The organism is Streptomyces sp. NPDC101166 (assembly GCF_044768125.1).
Classification (GTDB): domain Bacteria; phylum Actinomycetota; class Actinomycetes; order Streptomycetales; family Streptomycetaceae; genus Streptomyces.
The window spans coordinates 15,713-33,691 of sequence record NZ_JBIWPF010000026.1; the positions used below are offsets into that span (position 1 = coordinate 15,713).

At 73.0% G+C, this 17,979-nt stretch carries 17 protein-coding genes and 3 tRNA genes; 11 read left to right on the forward strand and 9 right to left on the reverse strand.

Annotated elements, in window-relative coordinates:
* Nucleotides 1-253: 253 nt before the first annotated feature.
* The 3 genes from ACIRS4_RS32145 to ACIRS4_RS32155 all read left to right on the forward strand — a co-directional run bounded on the left by ACIRS4_RS32145 (nucleotide 254) and on the right by ACIRS4_RS32155 (nucleotide 1,470).
* Nucleotides 254-622, forward strand: a complete 369-nt coding sequence (locus ACIRS4_RS32145) for a hypothetical protein (RefSeq protein ID WP_130436614.1) — start codon at nucleotides 254-256, stop codon at nucleotides 620-622.
* 151 nt (nucleotides 623-773) lie between these two features.
* Complete coding sequence (locus ACIRS4_RS32150; RefSeq protein ID WP_404202733.1) at nucleotides 774-1,406, forward strand: bifunctional DNA primase/polymerase; 633 nt, start codon at nucleotides 774-776, stop codon at nucleotides 1,404-1,406.
* A tRNA-Lys gene (locus ACIRS4_RS32155) sits at nucleotides 1,397-1,470 on the forward strand. The genes ACIRS4_RS32150 and ACIRS4_RS32155 overlap by 10 nt, the downstream gene beginning before the upstream one ends.
* An 87-nt stretch (nucleotides 1,471-1,557) precedes the next feature.
* Here ACIRS4_RS32155 and ACIRS4_RS32160 read toward each other — a convergent pair.
* Complete coding sequence (locus ACIRS4_RS32160) at nucleotides 1,558-2,856, reverse strand: M6 family metalloprotease domain-containing protein (RefSeq protein WP_404202735.1); 1,299 nt, start codon at nucleotides 2,854-2,856, stop codon at nucleotides 1,558-1,560.
* A 284-nt stretch (nucleotides 2,857-3,140) separates the two neighbouring features.
* Between ACIRS4_RS32160 and ACIRS4_RS32165 the strand changes: the two genes are divergently transcribed.
* Nucleotides 3,141-5,009: a putative bifunctional diguanylate cyclase/phosphodiesterase gene (locus ACIRS4_RS32165; protein ID WP_404202737.1), complete on the forward strand. Its 1,869-nt coding sequence runs from the start codon at nucleotides 3,141-3,143 to the stop codon at nucleotides 5,007-5,009.
* Here the strand turns inward: ACIRS4_RS32165 and ACIRS4_RS32170 are convergent.
* Nucleotides 4,988-6,154, reverse strand: coding sequence for an LLM class flavin-dependent oxidoreductase (locus ACIRS4_RS32170; RefSeq protein WP_404202740.1), 1,167 nt, complete (start codon nucleotides 6,152-6,154; stop codon nucleotides 4,988-4,990). The genes ACIRS4_RS32165 and ACIRS4_RS32170 overlap by 22 nt on opposite strands.
* A 97-nt stretch (nucleotides 6,155-6,251) precedes the next feature.
* On the reverse strand, nucleotides 6,252-6,983 hold the full coding sequence (locus ACIRS4_RS32175) for an aspartate/glutamate racemase family protein (protein ID WP_404202743.1): 732 nt from the start codon (nucleotides 6,981-6,983) through the stop codon (nucleotides 6,252-6,254).
* Between the two features lie 362 nt (nucleotides 6,984-7,345).
* On the opposite strand from ACIRS4_RS32175, the gene ehuB reads away from it, so the two are divergent.
* From ehuB to ACIRS4_RS32205, 6 genes are all read left to right on the forward strand, one after another.
* On the forward strand, nucleotides 7,346-8,260 hold the full coding sequence (ehuB, locus tag ACIRS4_RS32180) for an ectoine/hydroxyectoine ABC transporter substrate-binding protein EhuB (RefSeq protein WP_404202831.1): 915 nt from the start codon (nucleotides 7,346-7,348) through the stop codon (nucleotides 8,258-8,260).
* Nucleotides 8,257-8,901, forward strand: coding sequence for an ectoine/hydroxyectoine ABC transporter permease subunit EhuC (gene ehuC, locus ACIRS4_RS32185; protein ID WP_404202745.1), 645 nt, complete (start codon nucleotides 8,257-8,259; stop codon nucleotides 8,899-8,901). The genes ehuB and ehuC overlap by 4 nt, the downstream gene beginning before the upstream one ends.
* Nucleotides 8,898-9,548 carry an ectoine/hydroxyectoine ABC transporter permease subunit EhuD gene (ehuD, locus tag ACIRS4_RS32190; protein ID WP_356684533.1) on the forward strand — a complete coding sequence of 217 codons (651 nt, stop codon included), beginning with the start codon at nucleotides 8,898-8,900 and terminating at the stop codon, nucleotides 9,546-9,548. Before ehuC ends, ehuD begins: the two co-directional genes overlap by 4 nt.
* Complete coding sequence (gene ehuA / locus ACIRS4_RS32195; RefSeq protein ID WP_404202747.1) at nucleotides 9,538-10,320, forward strand: ectoine/hydroxyectoine ABC transporter ATP-binding protein EhuA; 783 nt, start codon at nucleotides 9,538-9,540, stop codon at nucleotides 10,318-10,320. The genes ehuD and ehuA overlap by 11 nt, the downstream gene beginning before the upstream one ends.
* 133 nt (nucleotides 10,321-10,453) lie before the next feature.
* Nucleotides 10,454-11,212, forward strand: a complete 759-nt coding sequence (locus ACIRS4_RS32200; RefSeq protein WP_404202749.1) for an IclR family transcriptional regulator — start codon at nucleotides 10,454-10,456, stop codon at nucleotides 11,210-11,212.
* Between the two features lie 112 nt (nucleotides 11,213-11,324).
* Nucleotides 11,325-11,398: transfer RNA gene (locus ACIRS4_RS32205), tRNA-Lys, on the forward strand.
* Here the strand turns inward: ACIRS4_RS32205 and ACIRS4_RS32210 are convergent.
* From ACIRS4_RS32210 to ACIRS4_RS32225, 4 genes are all read right to left on the reverse strand, one after another.
* Nucleotides 11,364-13,031, reverse strand: a complete 1,668-nt coding sequence (locus ACIRS4_RS32210; protein WP_404202751.1) for an AMP-binding protein — start codon at nucleotides 13,029-13,031, stop codon at nucleotides 11,364-11,366. The two genes, ACIRS4_RS32205 and ACIRS4_RS32210, sit on opposite strands and share 35 nt — an antisense overlap.
* 55 nt (nucleotides 13,032-13,086) lie before the next feature.
* Nucleotides 13,087-13,548, reverse strand: coding sequence for a DUF3592 domain-containing protein (locus ACIRS4_RS32215; protein ID WP_404202753.1), 462 nt, complete (start codon nucleotides 13,546-13,548; stop codon nucleotides 13,087-13,089).
* A 102-nt stretch (nucleotides 13,549-13,650) separates the two neighbouring features.
* On the reverse strand, nucleotides 13,651-14,799 hold the full coding sequence (locus ACIRS4_RS32220; RefSeq protein ID WP_404202755.1) for an SPFH domain-containing protein: 1,149 nt from the start codon (nucleotides 14,797-14,799) through the stop codon (nucleotides 13,651-13,653).
* Between the two features lie 125 nt (nucleotides 14,800-14,924).
* A complete protein-coding gene (locus ACIRS4_RS32225; RefSeq protein WP_404202757.1) occupies nucleotides 14,925-16,301 on the reverse strand; it encodes a peptidoglycan-binding protein in 1,377 nt (458 codons plus the stop codon).
* Nucleotides 16,302-16,481: 180 nt separating this feature from the next.
* Here ACIRS4_RS32225 and ACIRS4_RS32230 point away from each other — a divergent pair.
* Nucleotides 16,482-16,555: transfer RNA gene (locus tag ACIRS4_RS32230), tRNA-Lys, on the forward strand.
* A gap of 54 nt (nucleotides 16,556-16,609) precedes the next feature.
* On the opposite strand, the gene ACIRS4_RS32235 is transcribed toward ACIRS4_RS32230, so the two are convergent.
* The gene (locus ACIRS4_RS32235; protein ID WP_404202759.1) at nucleotides 16,610-17,275 is read right to left on the reverse strand and encodes a class F sortase; all 666 of its coding nucleotides are present in this window, start codon (nucleotides 17,273-17,275) and stop codon (nucleotides 16,610-16,612) included.
* Nucleotides 17,272-17,901, reverse strand: a complete 630-nt coding sequence (locus ACIRS4_RS32240; protein WP_404202761.1) for a hypothetical protein — start codon at nucleotides 17,899-17,901, stop codon at nucleotides 17,272-17,274. Before ACIRS4_RS32240 ends, ACIRS4_RS32235 begins: the two co-directional genes overlap by 4 nt.
* Nucleotides 17,902-17,979 lie beyond the last annotated feature (78 nt).

Genomic DNA, 17,979 nt, shown 5'->3' on the forward strand with positions numbered 1-17,979 from the left:
AGTCCCGACGGCTGGGAGGCAAATCACGCGGTGCTCTCCCACCTCGCCGAACACCGCGTGCCCTGGCGCCCCTGACCGGTGCCGCGCCGGGTTGCTTTCGGCGTCGTCAGGGGCGCTCGGGGTGGGTAGGGAACAACGCGGGGAGCGGGGGCCTTGAAGGGTCGGGGCTCAGGCCCCCTTGTGTGAGCGGGGGACAATGGAAGGTGGTCCGCTCACCAGTGGCGCCATCACGACCGTAGGAGGAGGACCAGACATGGCGGAGCCCACGCCGCGTCGGAACGAACCGCGGCTACGCCCCGCGCCCCTGCTCTTCGAGCCCGCGGAGGCCGCCGGCGATCCTGAGCACTTCTTCGACCTGGAGTCGATAGACGATCCGGGCGCGCTGCTGGCCCGTGCGACGGAGCTGACGGTGGCGTTCCAGGCGGCGGCCGACCGGGCGCTGGAGTTCCAGGCGATGGCCGCGGCGCAGCTCGCCGATCCGCGCCGGTTCGACCGGATCACCCCGGCGGACATCGCCGCGCGGGCGGAGTGGACCGAGGACTACGCGAAGAAGATGGTCGAGTTCGGCCGGGACCTGCTGCGGGGGGACGTCGAGGGCCGGGGGCACGTCGATCCCGTCTGACCTCGCGGCCGACCGCGTCCGACACTCCGGGTGAAGGCATGGCATATGCCAGGCGGGCAAGTTGCGGGCAAGATACCGCCTTGCGCCCGCTCTCGTCCCGGATTCCCGCAACCCTGGGCGATCGTACCCTCACCGCCGGTAGACAAGAGGCATGAGCAGCGCTTGGGACGCCTCCGCCTCTCCCGCCCCCCTCACCGGTCACGCCGGGCAGTCGGGCGTCGCCGCCGTCACAGCGGACGGCGCCGCCTGGCTGGCCTCCGCCGGCGCCTATCCGCGCAGCACGCTCGCCCTGTGGGAGGAGCGGCCGAACGCCCCGGTCGTGCTGCCCTGCGGCTCCGTCTTCGACGTGGTGAGCGCGCCCGTGATGTTCGGCCGGCTGATGCTGGACCGGCTGTGGGGCGAGGGGCCGGGCTCCGGGCCGGTGGCCGCGTTCCGCGGGCGGACGCTGCTGTTCGCCGCACCGGGAACGGCCCAGCGGCTGCCCTCGCTGCTGGAGTGGGAGGAGTGGAGCGCCGACGGCCGCCCCGACGGCCGTACGGGCACGGTCCCGCCGCTTCTGTGCCACGGCAACGGAGACGCGGTCACCGTGCCGGCGCCGCTCGCCTCTCCGGGGGACACCTCCACCCGCTGGGTGGTCGCCCCGGACACCCGTCACCCGTGGCTTCCGGGCCCCGAGATCCTGCTCTGGGCGGCGGTACGGGCGGCCCGGTCAGCTGTGCGGATATCGATTTCTCACCCCGCCGACCAGGATGCTAAGGTCTACGACGTCAGCAGGCGCCGCTAGCTCAGTTGGTTAGAGCAGCTGACTCTTAATCAGCGGGTCCGGGGTTCGAGTCCCTGGCGGCGCACGACAATCGACGGCGGGGCCGGTCACACAGTGACCGGCCCCGCCGTCGTCATGCGCGCCCTGCGGAGCCACCCCGCGGGCCCACCTGTCACACCCGTCGCCCCGTGGTGATGTCCACCGTCCACGCCCCCGCCAGGGTCCGCCCCTGCACCTGGACCCGCACGTCCTCCCCCGGCACGGTGAAGGCCTCCCCCAGGGAGACCGGGGCGTCCGCGAGGGGCGGGTAGACGGAGTTCTCCCAGCAGGCCTCGGTGCCGGGGTGGGCGTCGACCACCTCGACCGGGCCGCGCCCGGACTCCTCGCCGCTGTGGACGCGGTAGACGAGGATGCCGGCGCGGCAGGCGGAGCCGTCGTTGCCGACGGGACCGCGCGCCTCGAAGGCGAGCACACTGTCGGCGCCGGTGCGCACGACGGCGAGTTTCACGCCGCCCCCCAGCCCGAACGCCGTCGACCTGGACGGCAGCGTCAGCGGTGTGCCGGGCGCGGCGCCGAGCGGCTCCAGCGTCAGCCGGGCCCGCTCCCCGCCCCGTACGCACACCACCTGCCGGGGGTCGAGCCAGCCCAGCTTCCACTTGTGCCAGGCGAACAGGTCCGGGGCCAGTCCGAACTGGCTGCCCATCAGGTCCCAGTCACCCACATGGGTGTCCCAGTCGCCCTTGCCGTCGGCGGGCCGGCGGTAGAGGTCGGGCAGGTCGAAGACGTGGCCGGTCTCATGGGCGAGGACCAGCCGGTCCGGCGGATGCCGCTCGAACACGGTGACGATCCGGCGGAGGTCGGTCCCGTCGGCCCGCAGCGGGGTGCGCAGATTGACGACCTTGGTGGCGTCCGAGTCGACCCCGGGCGCGTCCGGGTCGGCGACGAAGTAGACGAGGTCGTAGCGGGAGAAGTCGACCTGGCCGTCGGCGGCGGCGAGCGCGTCGCGCAGATAGGCGGCCCGGTCCTCGGCCGCCCAGTCGCGCCGTATGGCGTATGCGGTGGACGGCTTCGGCATCCGGATCCAGCGCCGGAGCGGATGCGGGCGCAGGCTGAACCTGCCGTAGGACGCCCGGCGGAAGTAGTCGCTGGTGGCCGGGAAGTGGTCGGCGGTCAGCTCGGCCGGGGAGTTCGCCGGCTTGAAGTCCGGGAACGACAGGAAGACCATCACCGCGTCCAGCCCACGGGCCGGCCGCGGATAGGAGGCGTTCCAGGTGTCCAGCCCTTCCGAGTGGTGGGCGGCGGTGCGCTTGAGCGCGCAGGGCGCGGCCGCGTACGGCTCGGTCGGGCGGGCGCTGACCAGGCAGCACGAGGCGAACGCCGTGAGGGTGGTGAACAGGGCCGCGGTGCTGCGCAGTCGGGGACGCGAGAGCGTACGCGGCACGGAGACCTCCGGGAACGGTTCACGGGACACCGCACCCAGCCTGTGTTGGTTTGTCGTACTACGTCCTGTTTTTCTGCCCCGGACGAGTGAGGAGGCGGAACCGGAACACCGGCGCCGACACCCCGGAACACTCACGGAACGTCACAAGCGGTCGGCGATCCACGGAACCCGGCCGGGTGCGGGCAGAAACGATCTGTCAGAAGCACCGGTTGTTCCGGGACACTGGGCAGTGGCTGCGCGCGTCCGTGGGCAGCCTCTATGATCGGCACACTTTCCTGCGCGGACAGAGATCGAGTGCACTGCGGGAGCGAGCGGTGAGCGGAACGTCCGAAGGGCCGACGCCCGCGGCAGACCTCGACCGGTCCGCCGCCACAGAGAGTGAGACCCCTGCATCTCCAGGTGGCGAGCCCCTGGACGGCGCCGGCGGCGGCCCGCCCGCGCTCCGTCGCGTCCGCTCCGCCTACCGTTCGGTCTTCGCCGCGGCGCCCCTCGCCATGGCCGTCGTCGACCGCGCGGGCCTGATCGCCGACGCCAACGAGGCGTTCGCCCTGCTGCTCGGCGGCGGGAGCGAAACCCTGGTCGGGCGGCCCGCCGCCGATCTGCTGGAGCTGGCCGCCGACGGCCGCACCCGGCACGCCTACCGCGAGGTGCTGTGCGGCCGCCGGGCCGAACTGCGCTGCACCCGTCGGCTGAAACAGCCCGACGGCCGGTCGCTGTGGACCCAGATCGCCCTCACGCCCCTCGACGAGGACGGCGACGGCATCCTGCTCTCCGTCACCGACATCAGCGCCCACCACGACCTCCAGGCCCGGCTGCGTCACCTCCAGATGCACGACCCGGTCACCCGGCTGCCCAACCGCACCCTGTTCTTCGAGCGGGTCACGGCCGCGCTGGAGGCGGAGGTCCACAACGAGCGGGGCACCGGCCGGATCGGGTTGTGCTACCTGGACATCGACGGGTTCAAGGCGGTCAACGACACCCTCGGCCACCGGGTCGGCGACCGGCTCCTGGCCGCCGTCGCCGAGCGGCTCACCGCCTGTGCCGAGGAGGCGGGACGCACCCGGCCGAGCGTGCCGCTGGTGGCCCGGCTAGGCGGGGACGAGTTCGCGCTGCTGGTCGCGGACTCCACCGGCACCGAGCAGGTCGCCGACCTCGCCGAGTCCGCGCTCAAGGCGCTCCAGGCGCCGTTCGACCTGTCCGGGCAGCGGCTGAACGTGTCAGCGTCGATCGGGGTCGTCGAACGGCACGCGGCCGGCACCACCGCCACCGGGCTGATGCAGGCCGCCGACACCACGCTGTACTGGGCGAAGGTCGACGGCAAGGACCGCTGGACGCTGTTCGACCCGGAGCGCAACGCCCATCTGATGACCCGCCAGGCACTGGCCTCCACGCTGCGGCCCGCCATCGAGCGCGGTGAGTTCCGGCTGGAGTACCAGCCGCTGGTGGGCATGGCGGACGGACGGCTGCGCGGGGTGGAGGCGCTGGTGCGCTGGGACCATCCGAGGTTCGGTCCGCTGCCGCCGAATCGGTTCGTCGCGCTGGCCGAGGAGGACGGCTCGATCGTGCCGCTCGGCCGCTGGGTGCTGGACACCGCCTGCCGGCAGGCCCGCCGCTGGCAGACCGACCACCCCGACGAGCCGCCGCTGTTCGTCAGCGTCAACGTGGCGGTCCGTCAGGTGTGGGACTCCGACCTGGTCGCGGACGTGGCGCGGATCCTCGCCGAGACGGGGCTCTCCCCGCGACTGCTCCAGCTGGAGCTGACGGAGTCCGCGGTGATGGGCTCGGCGGGGCAGCCGTTGCAGACCCTTCAGGCCCTCAGCGACATGGGCGTGAACATCGCCATCGACGACTTCGGCACCGGCTACTCCAACCTCGCCTATCTGAGCCGGCTGCCGGTGTCGGTGCTGAAACTGGACGGCTCGTTCGTGCGCGGCTTCCAGCACGAGGGACCGGACGCCCCGCCGAACCCGGCCGACGAGGTCGTCGTCGAGGCGATGATCGCCCTCGCCCACCGGCTCGGGCTGACCGTCACCGCCGAGTGCGTGGAAACCTCCGCGCAGGCCACCCGGCTGCGCAGCATCGGCTGCGACACCGGGCAGGGCTGGCTGTACTCCCGCCCGGTGACGGCGGACCGCATCTCGGAGCTGCTGGAGAGCACCTCCTACGCGGTCGGCAACCCGTAGGCGTCGGCGACGAGTTCGTAGGAACGCAGGCGCAGTTCGCCGCGGTGGGCGTGGCTGGTGAGCATCAACTCGTCGGCGCCGGTGCGCTTGTGCAGGTCGTCGAGGCCGGAGCGGACCTCCTCGGCGGTGCCGTGGACGATGTTGGCCGTCCAGGAGTCGACGAACTCCCGTTCCAGCGGGCTGTATTCGTACGCCTCGGCCTCCTGGGGGGAGGGGAACAGGCCAGGGCGGCCGCTGCGCAGCCGGACCATGTTCAGGCCGGTGGCGCGCACCTGGCGGCGGGCCTCGCGCTCGTCGTCGGCTGCGAGCACGGAGACGCCGATGACGGCGTACGGCGCGTCGAGGACCGCCGACGGCCGGAAGGACTCCCGGTACAGGTCGAGCGCCGGAACGGTGTTCTGCGCCGAGAAGTGGTGGGCGAAGGCGAAGGGCAGGCCCAGCAGTCCGGCCAGACGGGCGCTGAAACCGGAGGAGCCCAGCAGCCAGATCGGCGGGCGGTGGCGGGACTGCACTCCGCCGGGCGAGGTCGCCTGGACCGGGCCGGGCACAGCGTGCACGCGGCGGTAGGGATGGCCGTCGGGGAAGTCGTCGTCGAGGAAGCGGGTGAGCTCGGACAACTGCTCGGGGAAGTCGTCGGCGCCCTCCTGCGGCCGGTCGGTGCGGCGCAGGGCGGCCGCGGTCGCGCCGTCGGTGCCGGGGGCGCGGCCCAGACCCAGGTCGACACGGCCCGGGGCGAGGGCCTCCAGGGTGCCGAACTGCTCGGCGATCACCAGCGGGGCGTGGTTGGGCAGCATCACACCGCCCGAGCCGAGCCGGATGCGGTCGGTGTGGGCGGCGAGATGGGCGAGGATCACGGCCGGCGAGGAGGAGGCGACGCCCGGCATGGAGTGGTGCTCGGCCACCCAGTAACGGTGGAAGCCGCGGGACTCGGCGAGCCGCGCGAGCTCGACGCTGGTGCGCAGCGCGTCGCCGGCGGTGCGACCGGAGCCGACGGTGACCAGGTCCAGCACGGACAGCGGCGTGGGGGCGGCGCCGTGCGCCTCCCCCCGGATGCCGTCGGCCGCCCGCCGCTCGTCCGCCGGCGTGCGCGTCCCTCCCGGCGTCCGCTCCGGCTCGGGGCCTGCCGCCGTCTCGTCTGCCGCCACGGGTTCCTCCTGGTCTCGGCGTGCGCTGTCCTCGCACAGCTAACAGGAGGCTGTCCCCGCTTATTCCTCGCCTCGCGCGCCGCGGGCGTGCGCGGGCTCACACCTGCACGAGCGGCTCCCGGGTGAACAGCGCGCCCAGGCCCGGCGCGTTGACGCGGCGGTCGGCCAGGCGCAGCCCCTCCCAGACGGTGACCTGGTTGGCGGTGAGGACCGGCTTGCCCAGCTCCTTCTCCAGTGCGGGCAGATGGGCGGCCGTGTGCAGGGCGGTGTCGGGCAGCAGCACCGCGTCCGCGTCGGGGGTGTCGGCGGCGCGGGCCAGCGCGAGCACCTCGTCCTCGCCCCACGCGCCGACCTCGGCGGCCGTGACGCTCCCGGAGCTGTGCACCGCGCTCACCTCGACGCCGCCGGCCCGCAGGAACTGAGCGAAGAGCCCGGCCACGTCCTCGGGGTAGGGCGCGCCCACCGCGACCCTGGCGGCGCCCACCTCCTTGGCCGCGTGCACGAAGGCGAAGGAGGTCGAGGAGGCCGGCAGCCCGGCCGTCACGGCCAGCGAGCGCACCTGCTCCTGCGCGCCCTCCCAGCCGTGCACGAAGCCTCCGCTGGTGCAGGCCCACACGACGGCCTCCGCACCGGACAGCCGCAGCTGCTCGACGCCCTTCGCCAGCCGCTCCGGCGTGCCGATCTGCCGCAGCACTTCGATGCGGTGGGCGTCCTCGCCGATGTCCGTGTGGACCAGGTCCACCCGGATGTCACTGCCCAGGAGCTGCTCGATGCGGGCGTAGTCGTCCTCGGCGGAGTGGCCCGGGTAGAGGAGTCCGAGTGCGGTCATGACCAGCCTTCCTGCGGTTCTTCCGGCCGTGCGGGGGGCCGCTGCCGCGCCCCCTCGTCCAGCGGGGCCGCATCGGGCCCCCTGGCTCGGGTACCCATTCGTCGCCGCGCCGCCCACATCGGCGCCGCTTCGGCCGAGATCGCCGGGGTCGCCCGCCTCGACACGGGTCCTGGCGCGCCGGCCGGGCGACCGCGGCGGCCCGTTCACCGGCCGCAGCCGCGCCGGAGTCGCGAACTCGCCCGAGAAACCACCCGATTTACTGCGGCGGGCCGGTCGCCGGTGGACGTAAAAGCCGAACAGTGCAGGCACATGACGGAAATCCGGTCCGCATAAGTCGCGTCGTCCCGGGTAGCCGCGCCGCCATGGCTCCACCGAACAGGTATGTCAGACAAAGCCCACGGTCGACGGGCCCTAGTCGCCGGTCGCTGCTCGCGGGGGTGGCGGCGCTCGGCGCGCTGGGCGCGGCGGGCTGCTCACGTGTGGCCACGGCCTCCACCGAACCCGGTGGTGACCTGCTGGAACGGCTGCGCGCCCAGGGGGTCGTACGACTCGGCATCGCCGGTGAGATCCCCTTCGGGTACATCGACAAGGACGGCCGGCTGACCGGCGAGGCGCCGGAGCTGGCCCGGGTGATATTCAAGCGGCTCGGCATCGACGAGGTGCAGCCCGTGCCCACCGAGTTCGGGTCCCTCATTCCGGGCCTGAATTCCCAGCAGTTCGATGTCGTGGCCGCCGGGATGTATGTCACCCCGGAACGCTGCGGGCAGGTGATATTCGCCGATCCCGACTACCAGATGCTCGATTCCTTCATCGTGCGGAAGGGAAATCCCAAGAACCTTCACAGTTATCGGGATGTCGTGGAGAAGAAGGTGAAGTTCGCGACGGGAACCGGTTACGCGGAGATCCAGTACGCCGTCGAGGCGGGGTACAAGGAGAGCGACATCCTGATCGTGCCGGACCAGGTGGCCGGTCTGAACGCCGTCGAGGCGGGCCGTGTCGACGTGTTCGCGGGGACGGCGGTGACCACCCGTGAGGTGGTGAAGAAGTCCGCGAAGGCGGAGGCGACCGCGCCGTTCAAGCCGGTCGTGGGCGGCAAACCGCATGTGGACGGCGGCGCGTTCGCGTTCCGGCAGACCGAGACGAAGCTGCGGGACGCCTTCAACGTCGAGCTGCGCAAGCTGAAGAAGAGCGGCGAGCTGCTGCGCATCCTGAAGCCCTTCGGGTTCACCGAGGCGGAGATGACCGACCTCACGGCCAAGGAGCTCTGCCGCGGATGACTGCCGGACTCTGGGACCTCGTCCTGCGCGGTATCTGGACGACCGTCCAACTCCTGTTCTTCAGCGCCTTGCTGGCGGCGGCCGTGTCGTTCACCGTCGGGATCGCGCGCAACCACCGGCGGTGGATCGTCCGCTTCCTCGCGGGCTTCTACACCGAGGTGTTCCGCGGCACGTCGGCGCTCGTCATGATCTTCTGGGTGTTCTTCGTGCTGCCGCCCGCCTTCGGCTGGCAGCTGGTGCCGATGTGGGCGGGCACGCTCGCGCTCGGCCTGACCTACGGCGCGTACGGCTCGGAGATCGTGCGCGGCGCGCTGGGCGCCGTCAGCCCCGCCCAGGCGGAGGGCGGCATCGCGCTCGGCTTCACGCCCGGGCAGCGCATGCGCAAGATCCTGCTGCCGCAGGCGGTGCCGGAGATGATCCCGCCCTTCTCCAACCTGCTGATCGAGCTGCTCAAGGGCACCGCCCTGGTGTCCGTCATGGGCATGGGCGACCTGGCCTTCAGCGGCAACCTGGTGCGCCTGGCGCTCCAGGAGAGCGCGGAGATCTACACGTACGTCCTGCTCCTGTACTTCGTCATCGCCTTCCTGCTGACGCGGGTGATGCGCGGTCTCGAGCACCACCTGAAGGCGGGTGTCCGATGAACTGGGACTGGAGCGCCGTCTCCGACTTCATGCCGATGTTCTGGGACGGCCTGCTCGTCACCCTCCAGGCGCTGGTCCTGGGCTCGCTGATCTCCTTCTCGCTGGGCCTGGTGTGGGCGCTGCTGATGCGGACGCCGACGCGCTGGGTGCAGTGGCCGGTGGGGGTCGTCACGGAGTTCGTCCGCGACACCCCGCTGCTGGTGCAGCTGTTCTTCCTCTTCTACGTGCTGCCCGAATGGGGCGTGACCCTGTCCGCGCTGGCGACCGGAGTCCTCGCGATCGGCCTGCACTACTCGACGTACACGATGCAGGTCTATCGGGCAGGCATCGACGCGGTGCCCCCCGGCCAGTGGGAGGCGGCGACGGCGCTGAACCTGCCGAGGACGAGGACCTGGCGCGCGGTGATCCTGCCGCAGGCGGTCCGCCGCGTGGTGCCGGCGCTGGGCAACTACGTCATCGCGATGCTCAAGGACACGCCGCTGCTGATGACGATCACCGTCCTGGACCTGCTGGGCCGGGCCCGGCTCTTCTCCCAGGAGCACTTCCAGTTCACCGAGCCGCTGACGGTGATCGGCGTGGCCTTCATCGTCATCTCCTATCTCGCCTCCCTCCTCCTGCGCACACTGGAGCGACGCCTTGTCCGTTGAGACCAGCAAGACCACACCCGACGCCGTGCCGCAGAGCACCGAGCTGATACGCCTGGAAAAGGTCACCAAGCGGTTCGGGGACAACACCGTCCTCGACAACCTGGACTTCTCCGTGAAGCCGGGCCAGCACGTCACGCTGATCGGCCCCTCCGGCTCCGGCAAGACGACGATCCTGCGGCTGCTGATGACCCTGACCAAGCCCGACGAGGGCACGATCACCGTCGACGGGCAGCGCCTCTTCCCCGCTCCGGAGAAGCAGGTCCGCGAGGTCCGCAAGAAGATCGGGATGGTGTTCCAGCAGTTCAACCTGTTCCCGAACATGAGCGTGCTGAGGAACCTCACCGAGGCCCCGGTGACCGTCCTCGGCCTGTCCAAGGACGAGGCGGAGGAGCGGGCGCGCGAGCTGCTGGACATGGTGGGCCTCGCCGACAAGTGCGACGCCAAGCCGTCCCGGCTGTCCGGCGGACAGCAGCAGCGGGTGGCGATCGCGCGGGCGCTGGCCATGCGGCCGCAGATCCTGCTGCTCGACGAGGTGACCTCGGCGCTCGACCCCGAGCTGGTCGCCGGAGTCCTCGACCTGCTCCGGGACATCGCCCGCTCCACCGACATCACGATGCTCTGCGTGACCCACGAGATGAACTTCGCCCGGGACATCTCCGACCAGGTCCTGATGTTCGACTCGGGCCGGGTCATCGAGTCCGGCCCGCCGGAGAAGATCTTCAGCTCCCCGGAACAGGAGCGCACCCGGGAGTTCCTCGGCGCCGTCCTGTGACCCGCTGAGCACGAGGTGTGAGCGGACCGTCGGGGTTTCTCGCCGACACCTCCTCCCCGCCGCCCCCTCGGCCGTTATCGTGGACCTGATTCGCCGTCAGGATCAGGCCGGAAAGCGACCGCAGGGGGAGACCGTGGCGCTGACGCACGAGCCGACCGCGCCGTACCACTCGGCCCAGGACGCCCTGCGCGTCCTGGAGACAGTGGCCCGGCACAGCAGCGGCGTCACCGACGCCGACCTCGCCCGCCGGACCGGCCTCGGCAGCCGGCGGCTCACACCGCTGCTGAGGATGCTGCGCCGCGAGGGGTACGTGGAGCAGCTCGCCGAGGGCGCCTACGTCACCGGCGCCGCCCTGGCCCGGCTGGGCTCCGCGCACCGGCGTGAGCAGGCGCTGCGCGAGAAGCTCCAGCACGTCCTGGACGAGCTGCGCGACCGGGTCGGCGCGGCCGTCTACGTCAGCCGGTACGTCGACGGCGAGGTGACCGTCACGCAGTACGCCGACGGTCCGGCCACCCCCGCGGTCAACGAGTACGTCGACTTCCGCTCCTGCGCGCACGCCACCGCGCTCGGCAAGAGCCTGCTCGGGCAGCTCGACCACAGGGGCCGGCGCGACCATCTCTCCCGGTACCGGATGGCGCGGCTCACCTCGCGCACCATCACCAGCGACAAGCTGCTGCTCTCCCGTCTGGAGTCCCAGCCGCCCACCGTCCCCGTGCTCGACCTCCAGGAGTACGCCGTGGGCACGGTCTGCGCGGCCGTGCCGATCACCGCCGGCGGCACCGCGGGCTGCCTGGCGCTGTCGTTGCCCGTGGAGCAGGCCCACCGGCTGCGCCGGGCCGCCGACACGCTGAACCGCGGCGCGACGCCCGTGCTGCTCTCCCTCGTCCTGTGAAGCCCGGCCGGAGGGCCAGGCCGGCGGCCCGGCCGGTGGTCCGTAGCACCCCCTCGGGCCAGGTATTATTTTCTTCGTCGCCGGCCGCGGAAACGCGGTGGGCGGGAGTCATGCGCCGCTAGCTCAGTTGGTTAGAGCAGCTGACTCTTAATCAGCGGGTCCGGGGTTCGAGTCCCTGGCGGCGCACCGATGAAGGGCTCCTCGTGAACGCGAGGGGCCCTTCGGCGTCCTCCGGGGTGAGTCTGCGGTAGGCCCGCTCGCCGGGCGGCCGCCACCACACCGGGTCCGCGCACCGCAGGCCCTCCGCCCTGAGCCGCGCCCGCTGGATCTTGTTGGTGGCGGTGACCGGCATCCGCTCCACCACCCGCACGAACCGGGGCGCCATCTTCGTCCCGAGGTCGGGCTGGTCCCGCAGGAACGCGGCGAACGACTCCGGTTCGAACTCCCCGGCGAGCGTCGCCATCACCTGGTCCCCGGTCACCGGGTCCGGCACCGCGTAGACGGCGACCGCGAGCGCCCCCTCGTAGCGCGCGATGATGTTCTCGATCATCGCGGCGGCCAGATTCTCGCCGTCGACGCGCAGCCTGTCGTCGGTGCGGCCCGTGAAGTACAGGTAGCCGTCCGCGTCACGGCAGAAGAGGTCGCCGGTCCAGTACGCGCCGTCCGCGCCCCTGCGCCGCTCGGCCTCCGCGCCGGGGTTGCGCCAGTAGCCCTCGAAGGGATTCGGCCCCCGGTTCACCAGCTCGCCGATCGCCTCCTCCCCGTTGAGCAGCCGCCCGGCGGCGTCGAAACGGGCCGGCGGACACTCGGCGCGCGTGTGCGGATCGAGGACGACGAGGCCGGGTCCAGCCGGTCCGACCGCGCCCGCGGGGGTCCCCGGCGCCCATTGCACGGCCGCGCCGCCCTCCGAGGAGCCGTACCCCTCGACCAGCCGCACCCCGAAGCGCCGCTCGAACGCCGCCGCGTCCACCGCCCCCGCCTCGGTGCCGAAGCCGAGCCGCAGCCGGTGGTCCCGGTCGTGCGGGCCCGGCTCGGTGGCCAGCACGTACTGGATCGCCCGGCCCACATAGGTGAAGTACGTCGCCCGGTGACGCCGTACGTCCGCCAGGAACCCCGACGCCGAGAACCGCCGCCGCAGCGCCACGCCCGCCCCGGCCGCCAGAGCGGGCGCCCAGTCGGCGATCACGGCGTTGCCGTGGAACATCGGCATGCACACGTAGTGGACGTCGTCCGGTGTCACCGCGAACTGCGCCGCCAGGGAACGGCCCGCGGCGGCCAGCCGGCCCTGGCTGCAGAGCGCGGCCTTGGGAGCGCCGGTCGAACCGGAGGTGAAGCACAGGAGGAGCCGGTCTCCGGGTGCGGCCCGGGAGGGGTCCGGGCGGGCGTCTGCGCGAGAGGCGAGCAGTTCCTCGTACTCCGGTGTGCCGGTGATCAGCAGCCGGACTCCGGGCAGGTCCAGCCCGCGCAGGAGGGGGAGACGGGCCTGTTCGGTGATCAGCAGCCGGCACTCGGTGTGCAGGATGTCCCGGGCCAGCTCGGGGCCGCGCCGGGTGGAGTTGATCCCGGCGACGGCCGCCCCGGCGAGAGCCGCAGCCGCCAACCAGAGGGGAAAATCCGGGGTGTTGTCGAGGAGCACCCCGATGTGCGGTGGCGCGTCCGGCGGCAACAGCTCGTCCAGCAGTGCCGCCCGCGCGGCGGCCCCGGCCGCGACCTCGTGGTGGGTCAGGACGCCGTCCTCCCACCACAGCCCCGGCCGGTGGTCACCCCACCGGGCGGCGACGAGTTCGGCGACGGTCGCGACGCTCCCCACGGACTCCATGGACGCGCAAAATAATTGACTATCCGTCACATGTGGAGAGGAGCGGGGCACTTCGTCACGGCAGCAGATCGCCTCCGGCGGAGAACATCATGTGCGCGACGGCCATGAAGCCCACGCAGAAGGCGATGAACACGGCGCAGAAGGCCGTCAGGCAGCCGGCGCCGGCCATGAGCGCGCCTCGTCGCGGGGTGAGCGCCGTCGCCCCCTCGGGCCGGTCCGGCACGTAGTACACGGTGACGACGTCGCCTTCGAGGGTGGTGCCCGGACCTCCGCCCTCGTCGAAGCGGAACACGCGGCCGTCGCGCGCGGTGAACTCGTGGACGTGGTGGAGCGTGGTGCGCACTGAACTGCCGCCACCGCCGCTGGTGCGCGTGTACGTCCGCAGGCAGCGGCCCTCGGCCGTGACGCCGCTGCTCCAGGCCGCGTTCACCCGCCGGGTGCGGCCGAGGGCGCGGTGGAGGACGAAGAGCATGCCCGCGATCATGAGCGACGGCACGACGTAGAAGAAGGCTTCCATGAACTCCCCCGAGTCTCCACGCCGACCGGTCGAGCCGGCGTGCGGGAAACGTACCCGTGCGCGGGCCCGGGAGAGCTCAAGGGAGGCTCAGGATCGGTCCGGTCAGGGCGTCTGCTCCCCCCGCCCCGCGCAGAACGCCACCGTCAGGTCCTTCACCAGCGCCTTGCGCTCGTAGTCGTCGAGCTCCACCAGCCCCCGCATGGTCAGCCGGGTCACGGTGTCCTCCACCGAGTCGACGACCGAGGTCAGCACGGTCGCCCGGTGCTGGGCGTCGAGCGCGGCGATCCGGCGGCGGTTCATCGCGGCGGCCACCTCCGGGGCGTACTCCACCCTGACCGGCTGCACCGAGAACACCTCCAGGCCGATCGCACCCGCGTCCCGCGCCACCCGCCGGGTCAGCGCCTCCCCGGCCGCCTCCACCGAACCCCGCCCCGAACCCGGCGTCTCCACCGGGATCCGGGCGATCGCCGCCTCCACGCACTCCCGCAGATACGTCTCGTGGTCCTCCACGCCCAGCGTCGCCCGTGCGGTGTCCCGCACCCGCCACACCACGAGCGCCACCACCCGCAACGCCACCCCGTTGCCGTCGGCGGCCGGCATCGGCTCGCTGCGCCAGTGCCGCAGCCGCACATCGACCCGGCGGCGCAGCAGCAGCGGGTTCACCCACAGCAGCCCGGTCCGCCGGACCGTCCCCCGGTAGCGGCCGAACAGCCCCAGCGTCCAGGCCAGTCCGGTCCGCCCACGGGCCAGTCCGCCGAACCCGAAGAGCCCGAGGGCGCCCGCCCCCGCGTACGCCGCCCACTGCGCGGGACCCAGTCCGGCCCCCGCGTAGCCGGGCAGCCGCAGCGCCTCCACGACCACCGGCGGCAGGACCCCCGCCCACCACGAGGCGGCCACACAGCCGACCGCCCCGCAAGCGCCGGCTGCCACTCCCGCCGCTCCGGGCAGCACCCGGGCGGGCCGCTCGACGAGGTCGGGATCCACCTCCGCGAGGGGCCGCTCCCGCGCCGGCGCCGGCCTGCGGAACCTCGGCTGCTCCTCCGTCCCCCGCAGCCGCGGCTGTTCGCCGGTGCCGGCCCGGCTGCCGACGACGGCGGGCCCGAGGGGCACCGGCCGCGGCGCGGGCTCGTCGCGGAACAGCAGATGGACGGGGATCTCGGTGGTCGCCTCGTTGTGGATCAGCCGGACGGGCCGGGGGGAGGGCCCCTCGGGCTCGGGCGTCTGGGGAGTGGTCGTGTCGGTCGTGCTCATGCGTGCCTCCAGCCTCCGCGCCAGATACGTCATGACAGTGAAGGGATGCCTGTGGGCTCCGCCTGTGAGCCCGCGTCGGGGCCCCGCCGGCGGGCCCCGCGCACGAGCCCGCTCCGCGGGTCCGCCTAAGAGAAGAGCCTCCGCCAGGTCTCCGGCCCGGGATAGCCGTCCGCCGCGCCGCCGCGCCAGCCCTGGGCACGCTGGAAGGCCTCGACGGCGCGCCGGTCCGCCTCGCCCCAGCGTGGGCCGGGCCCCGTCGCGTAGAACCGGCCGAACCCCTTTTTCACGAGCTGCCGGCCCAGCCGGGTGACATGCGCGCCGGCGGCCCCGGGACGGAACACGCCCCGGCCCGGATAGGCGGGGGCCCGTGCGGCGGCGGAAGCAGGCCCGGCGTGGGCCGCCGGGGACGAGGCGGGCGGCCCCGGCGCGCCGAGCGGGATGTCCCTGCCCGTGCCGGTGGCCAGCAGCCGCCAGGTGCTCGGGCCGGGCACCCCGTCGGCGTTCGCGCCGCTCCAGCCCTGGGCGAGCTGGAACGCCTGGGTGGCCCTGCGATCGGCCTCCGACCAGCGCGGTCCCGGCCCCGAGGCGTAGAAGGGATCGGCGCCGCGCTCGACGAGGAGCTGACCGAGCAGCGTCACGAACGGGTTGTTCGCGCCCGGCCCGAAGGAGCCGTGGCCCGGGTAGGCGGGCGCGGAGCCGTCGTACGTCGCGCCCGCGCCGCCCGCGCCGCTGCTCACCGGGGCCTTGCCCGTCTCCTGCGCCGTCGTGCCCGCGGTGAGGCCCTTGTAGCGGTAGGGGACGTAGCGGTCGGAGTTGGACCAGTAGGCGTAGGGGGTCGCCAGTCGGCGGGTGTGCGGGCGGGTCTGCTCGTAGGCGACGTAGTAGGTGCGGGTGCTGTCCGTCCAGCCGCCGAAGAGGATCACGTGCGAGCCGTTCTCCGGGTTGTCGGGGTTGTGGAAGAGCAGCATGTCGCCGGGCTGGAGCTCCGCCTTGGTGATCCGCGTCGCGAACTGGTGGAGGCTGCCCGTCCACTCGTTGCCGGTGAGCCCCCAGGCCATCGAGACATAGCCCGAGCAGTCCTGCCGGTACCCGTCGGGCCAGAAGGCGCTCATGCTGTACGGCACCTGCGCCGTGACCCAGGTCTGGGCGCGCCGGATGATCTCCGCCCGGGTCGTCGCCGGCGTCTTCACGGTGTCCGCCGGCAGCGCCGGCTTGCCGCCCGGCCCGTGCAGCGGCGCCTTGTGGCCCTGCGGGGTCTGCGGCTCGTCCTCCACGGGGACGCCCGGCCGGCCGGGCAGGTGCGGGGCGGCGAGCGCGGGGGCGATGTGGCCCGCGCCGAGCGCCGCCGAGGCAGCGGTCGCGACGACGACCGCGCGCTGGACGGCCGGGCGGCCGCCGAACCCGGCGGACCGGGGGCGCGGGCTCAGCCGCCGCTGGTGAACGCATCCGGGGCAGTCACAGTCGCTCGCGGGATCGACTTCCTCGAACACCGGAGTCTCCATGCGCTTCCCCTCATACTCCAGATGGAAATGTCCGCGATGTGCACGTTCGCCAGTCTTTCCCAACTGTCCGGCGACCGCGCCCGCTGACGGTCCGAATGGCGTACGCGGGCCCGGGGGACGGCCGGGCGGACCTGGTCGGGAGCACCGTCGTACGTCCTGTAGAGTTGTCGACGTCAGCAGGCGCCGCTAGCTCAGTTGGTTAGAGCAGCTGACTCTTAATCAGCGGGTCCGGGGTTCGAGTCCCTGGCGGCGCACGACACGGAAGGCCCCTCGCGGAAGCGGGGGGCTTTTCGCTGCGCCTCCGCCTGTCAGGCCCCCGTGCCCGTGAGGTACGCCGACACGATCACGTTCGCCGTGTAGCTGTGGCTCACCCGGTCGAAGGAGCCGCCGCAGGTGATCAGCCGCAGCTCGGCGCGGCCCGGCTCGCGCACCCCGTAGGCCCGGTGGGCGTCGAACCCCTCACGCGGGACGACGGCGACGTCGTCGACGGTGAACTCGGCCACCTTGCCGTCGTCGCGGGCGACGCGGATCGTCCCGCCGGCCTTCAGCGTGCTCAGCTTGTAGAACACGGCCGGCCGGGTCTCGGTGTCGACATGCCCCACCATCAGCGCCGTGCCGACGGCGCCGGGCCGCACGCCCGCCCCGTACCAGCCGACGACGCCCGCCTGGTCGTAGGGCGGCGGGTCGATGGCGCCGCGCGCGTCCAGGCCGCGGGCCACCACCGGGGCCTGCACCCCGAGCTCCGGGATGTCCACCCGCCGCGGCAGCGCGCCCCGCAGCGGCTCGGCGGCGGGGGGCAGCGGCATGCCGGCCGGGCGGCCCACGCCGGCCACGTCCCCCGTGGCGGCGGTGGACGCCCCGGGCCGCACTCCGGTCGCCTCACGTCCCCACAGCCACAGCCCGAGCAGCAGCACCACCCAGGCCAGCGCGGTGAGCAGACGCCCGGAGGAGCGCTCCCGGCCGGCCGCCGTCATCCCGCTCCGCTGCGTCGGCGTACGGTGCGCAGCGCCACGGCGACGGTGGCCGCGCCCGCCAGGACCAGGCCGGTGACGGCGTGGGCGGCGCCGGGAGCTCGGACACGGCCACCGCCGGCGGACGCGAGCGGCGCCGCGCCGCCGCCGCCCGCGAGGACGGGGGCGACGGGAGAGGCGGGAGCGGAGGCGGTGTCGTCACCGGAGCCGGTCGCGTCGCCGGACGCGCCGCTGTCGGTGCCGTCGCCCTCGGACTGCCCGTTCTCGGTGCGGCCCGCGGGGCCCGCGACGATCACGATCTTCTTCTCGAGCCGGAAGTCGGCGCAGGTGATCGTCACACCGTAGGAACCGGTGCGCAGCGAGGTGCGGATCCGGGTCTCGCCGGCCAGGACGCTGCCGTCGGAGCCGACGAGGCGGGCCGCCGAGACGAAGGCGGCCGAGACCGCGGTGCCGGTCGTCCCGCGGCAGCCGCTCACCTCCAACGAGACCTCGGAGCCCAGGGAGGGCGTCGACGGCGTCACGGAGACGCCTTCTCTTCCGCCCTCCCCGTCCGCCGCGTGGGCCGTCGGGCCGAGTGCCGCGGTGAGGGCGGCGGCTCCCACACAGAGAGCGACTTTCAGTGAACTCATCGTGAACCTCCCAGCTATCTGGAGGCTCCTCCCGGGCGTCGGACCCCGCACCTCCAGCGGGGGTGCGGGTACGCCGAA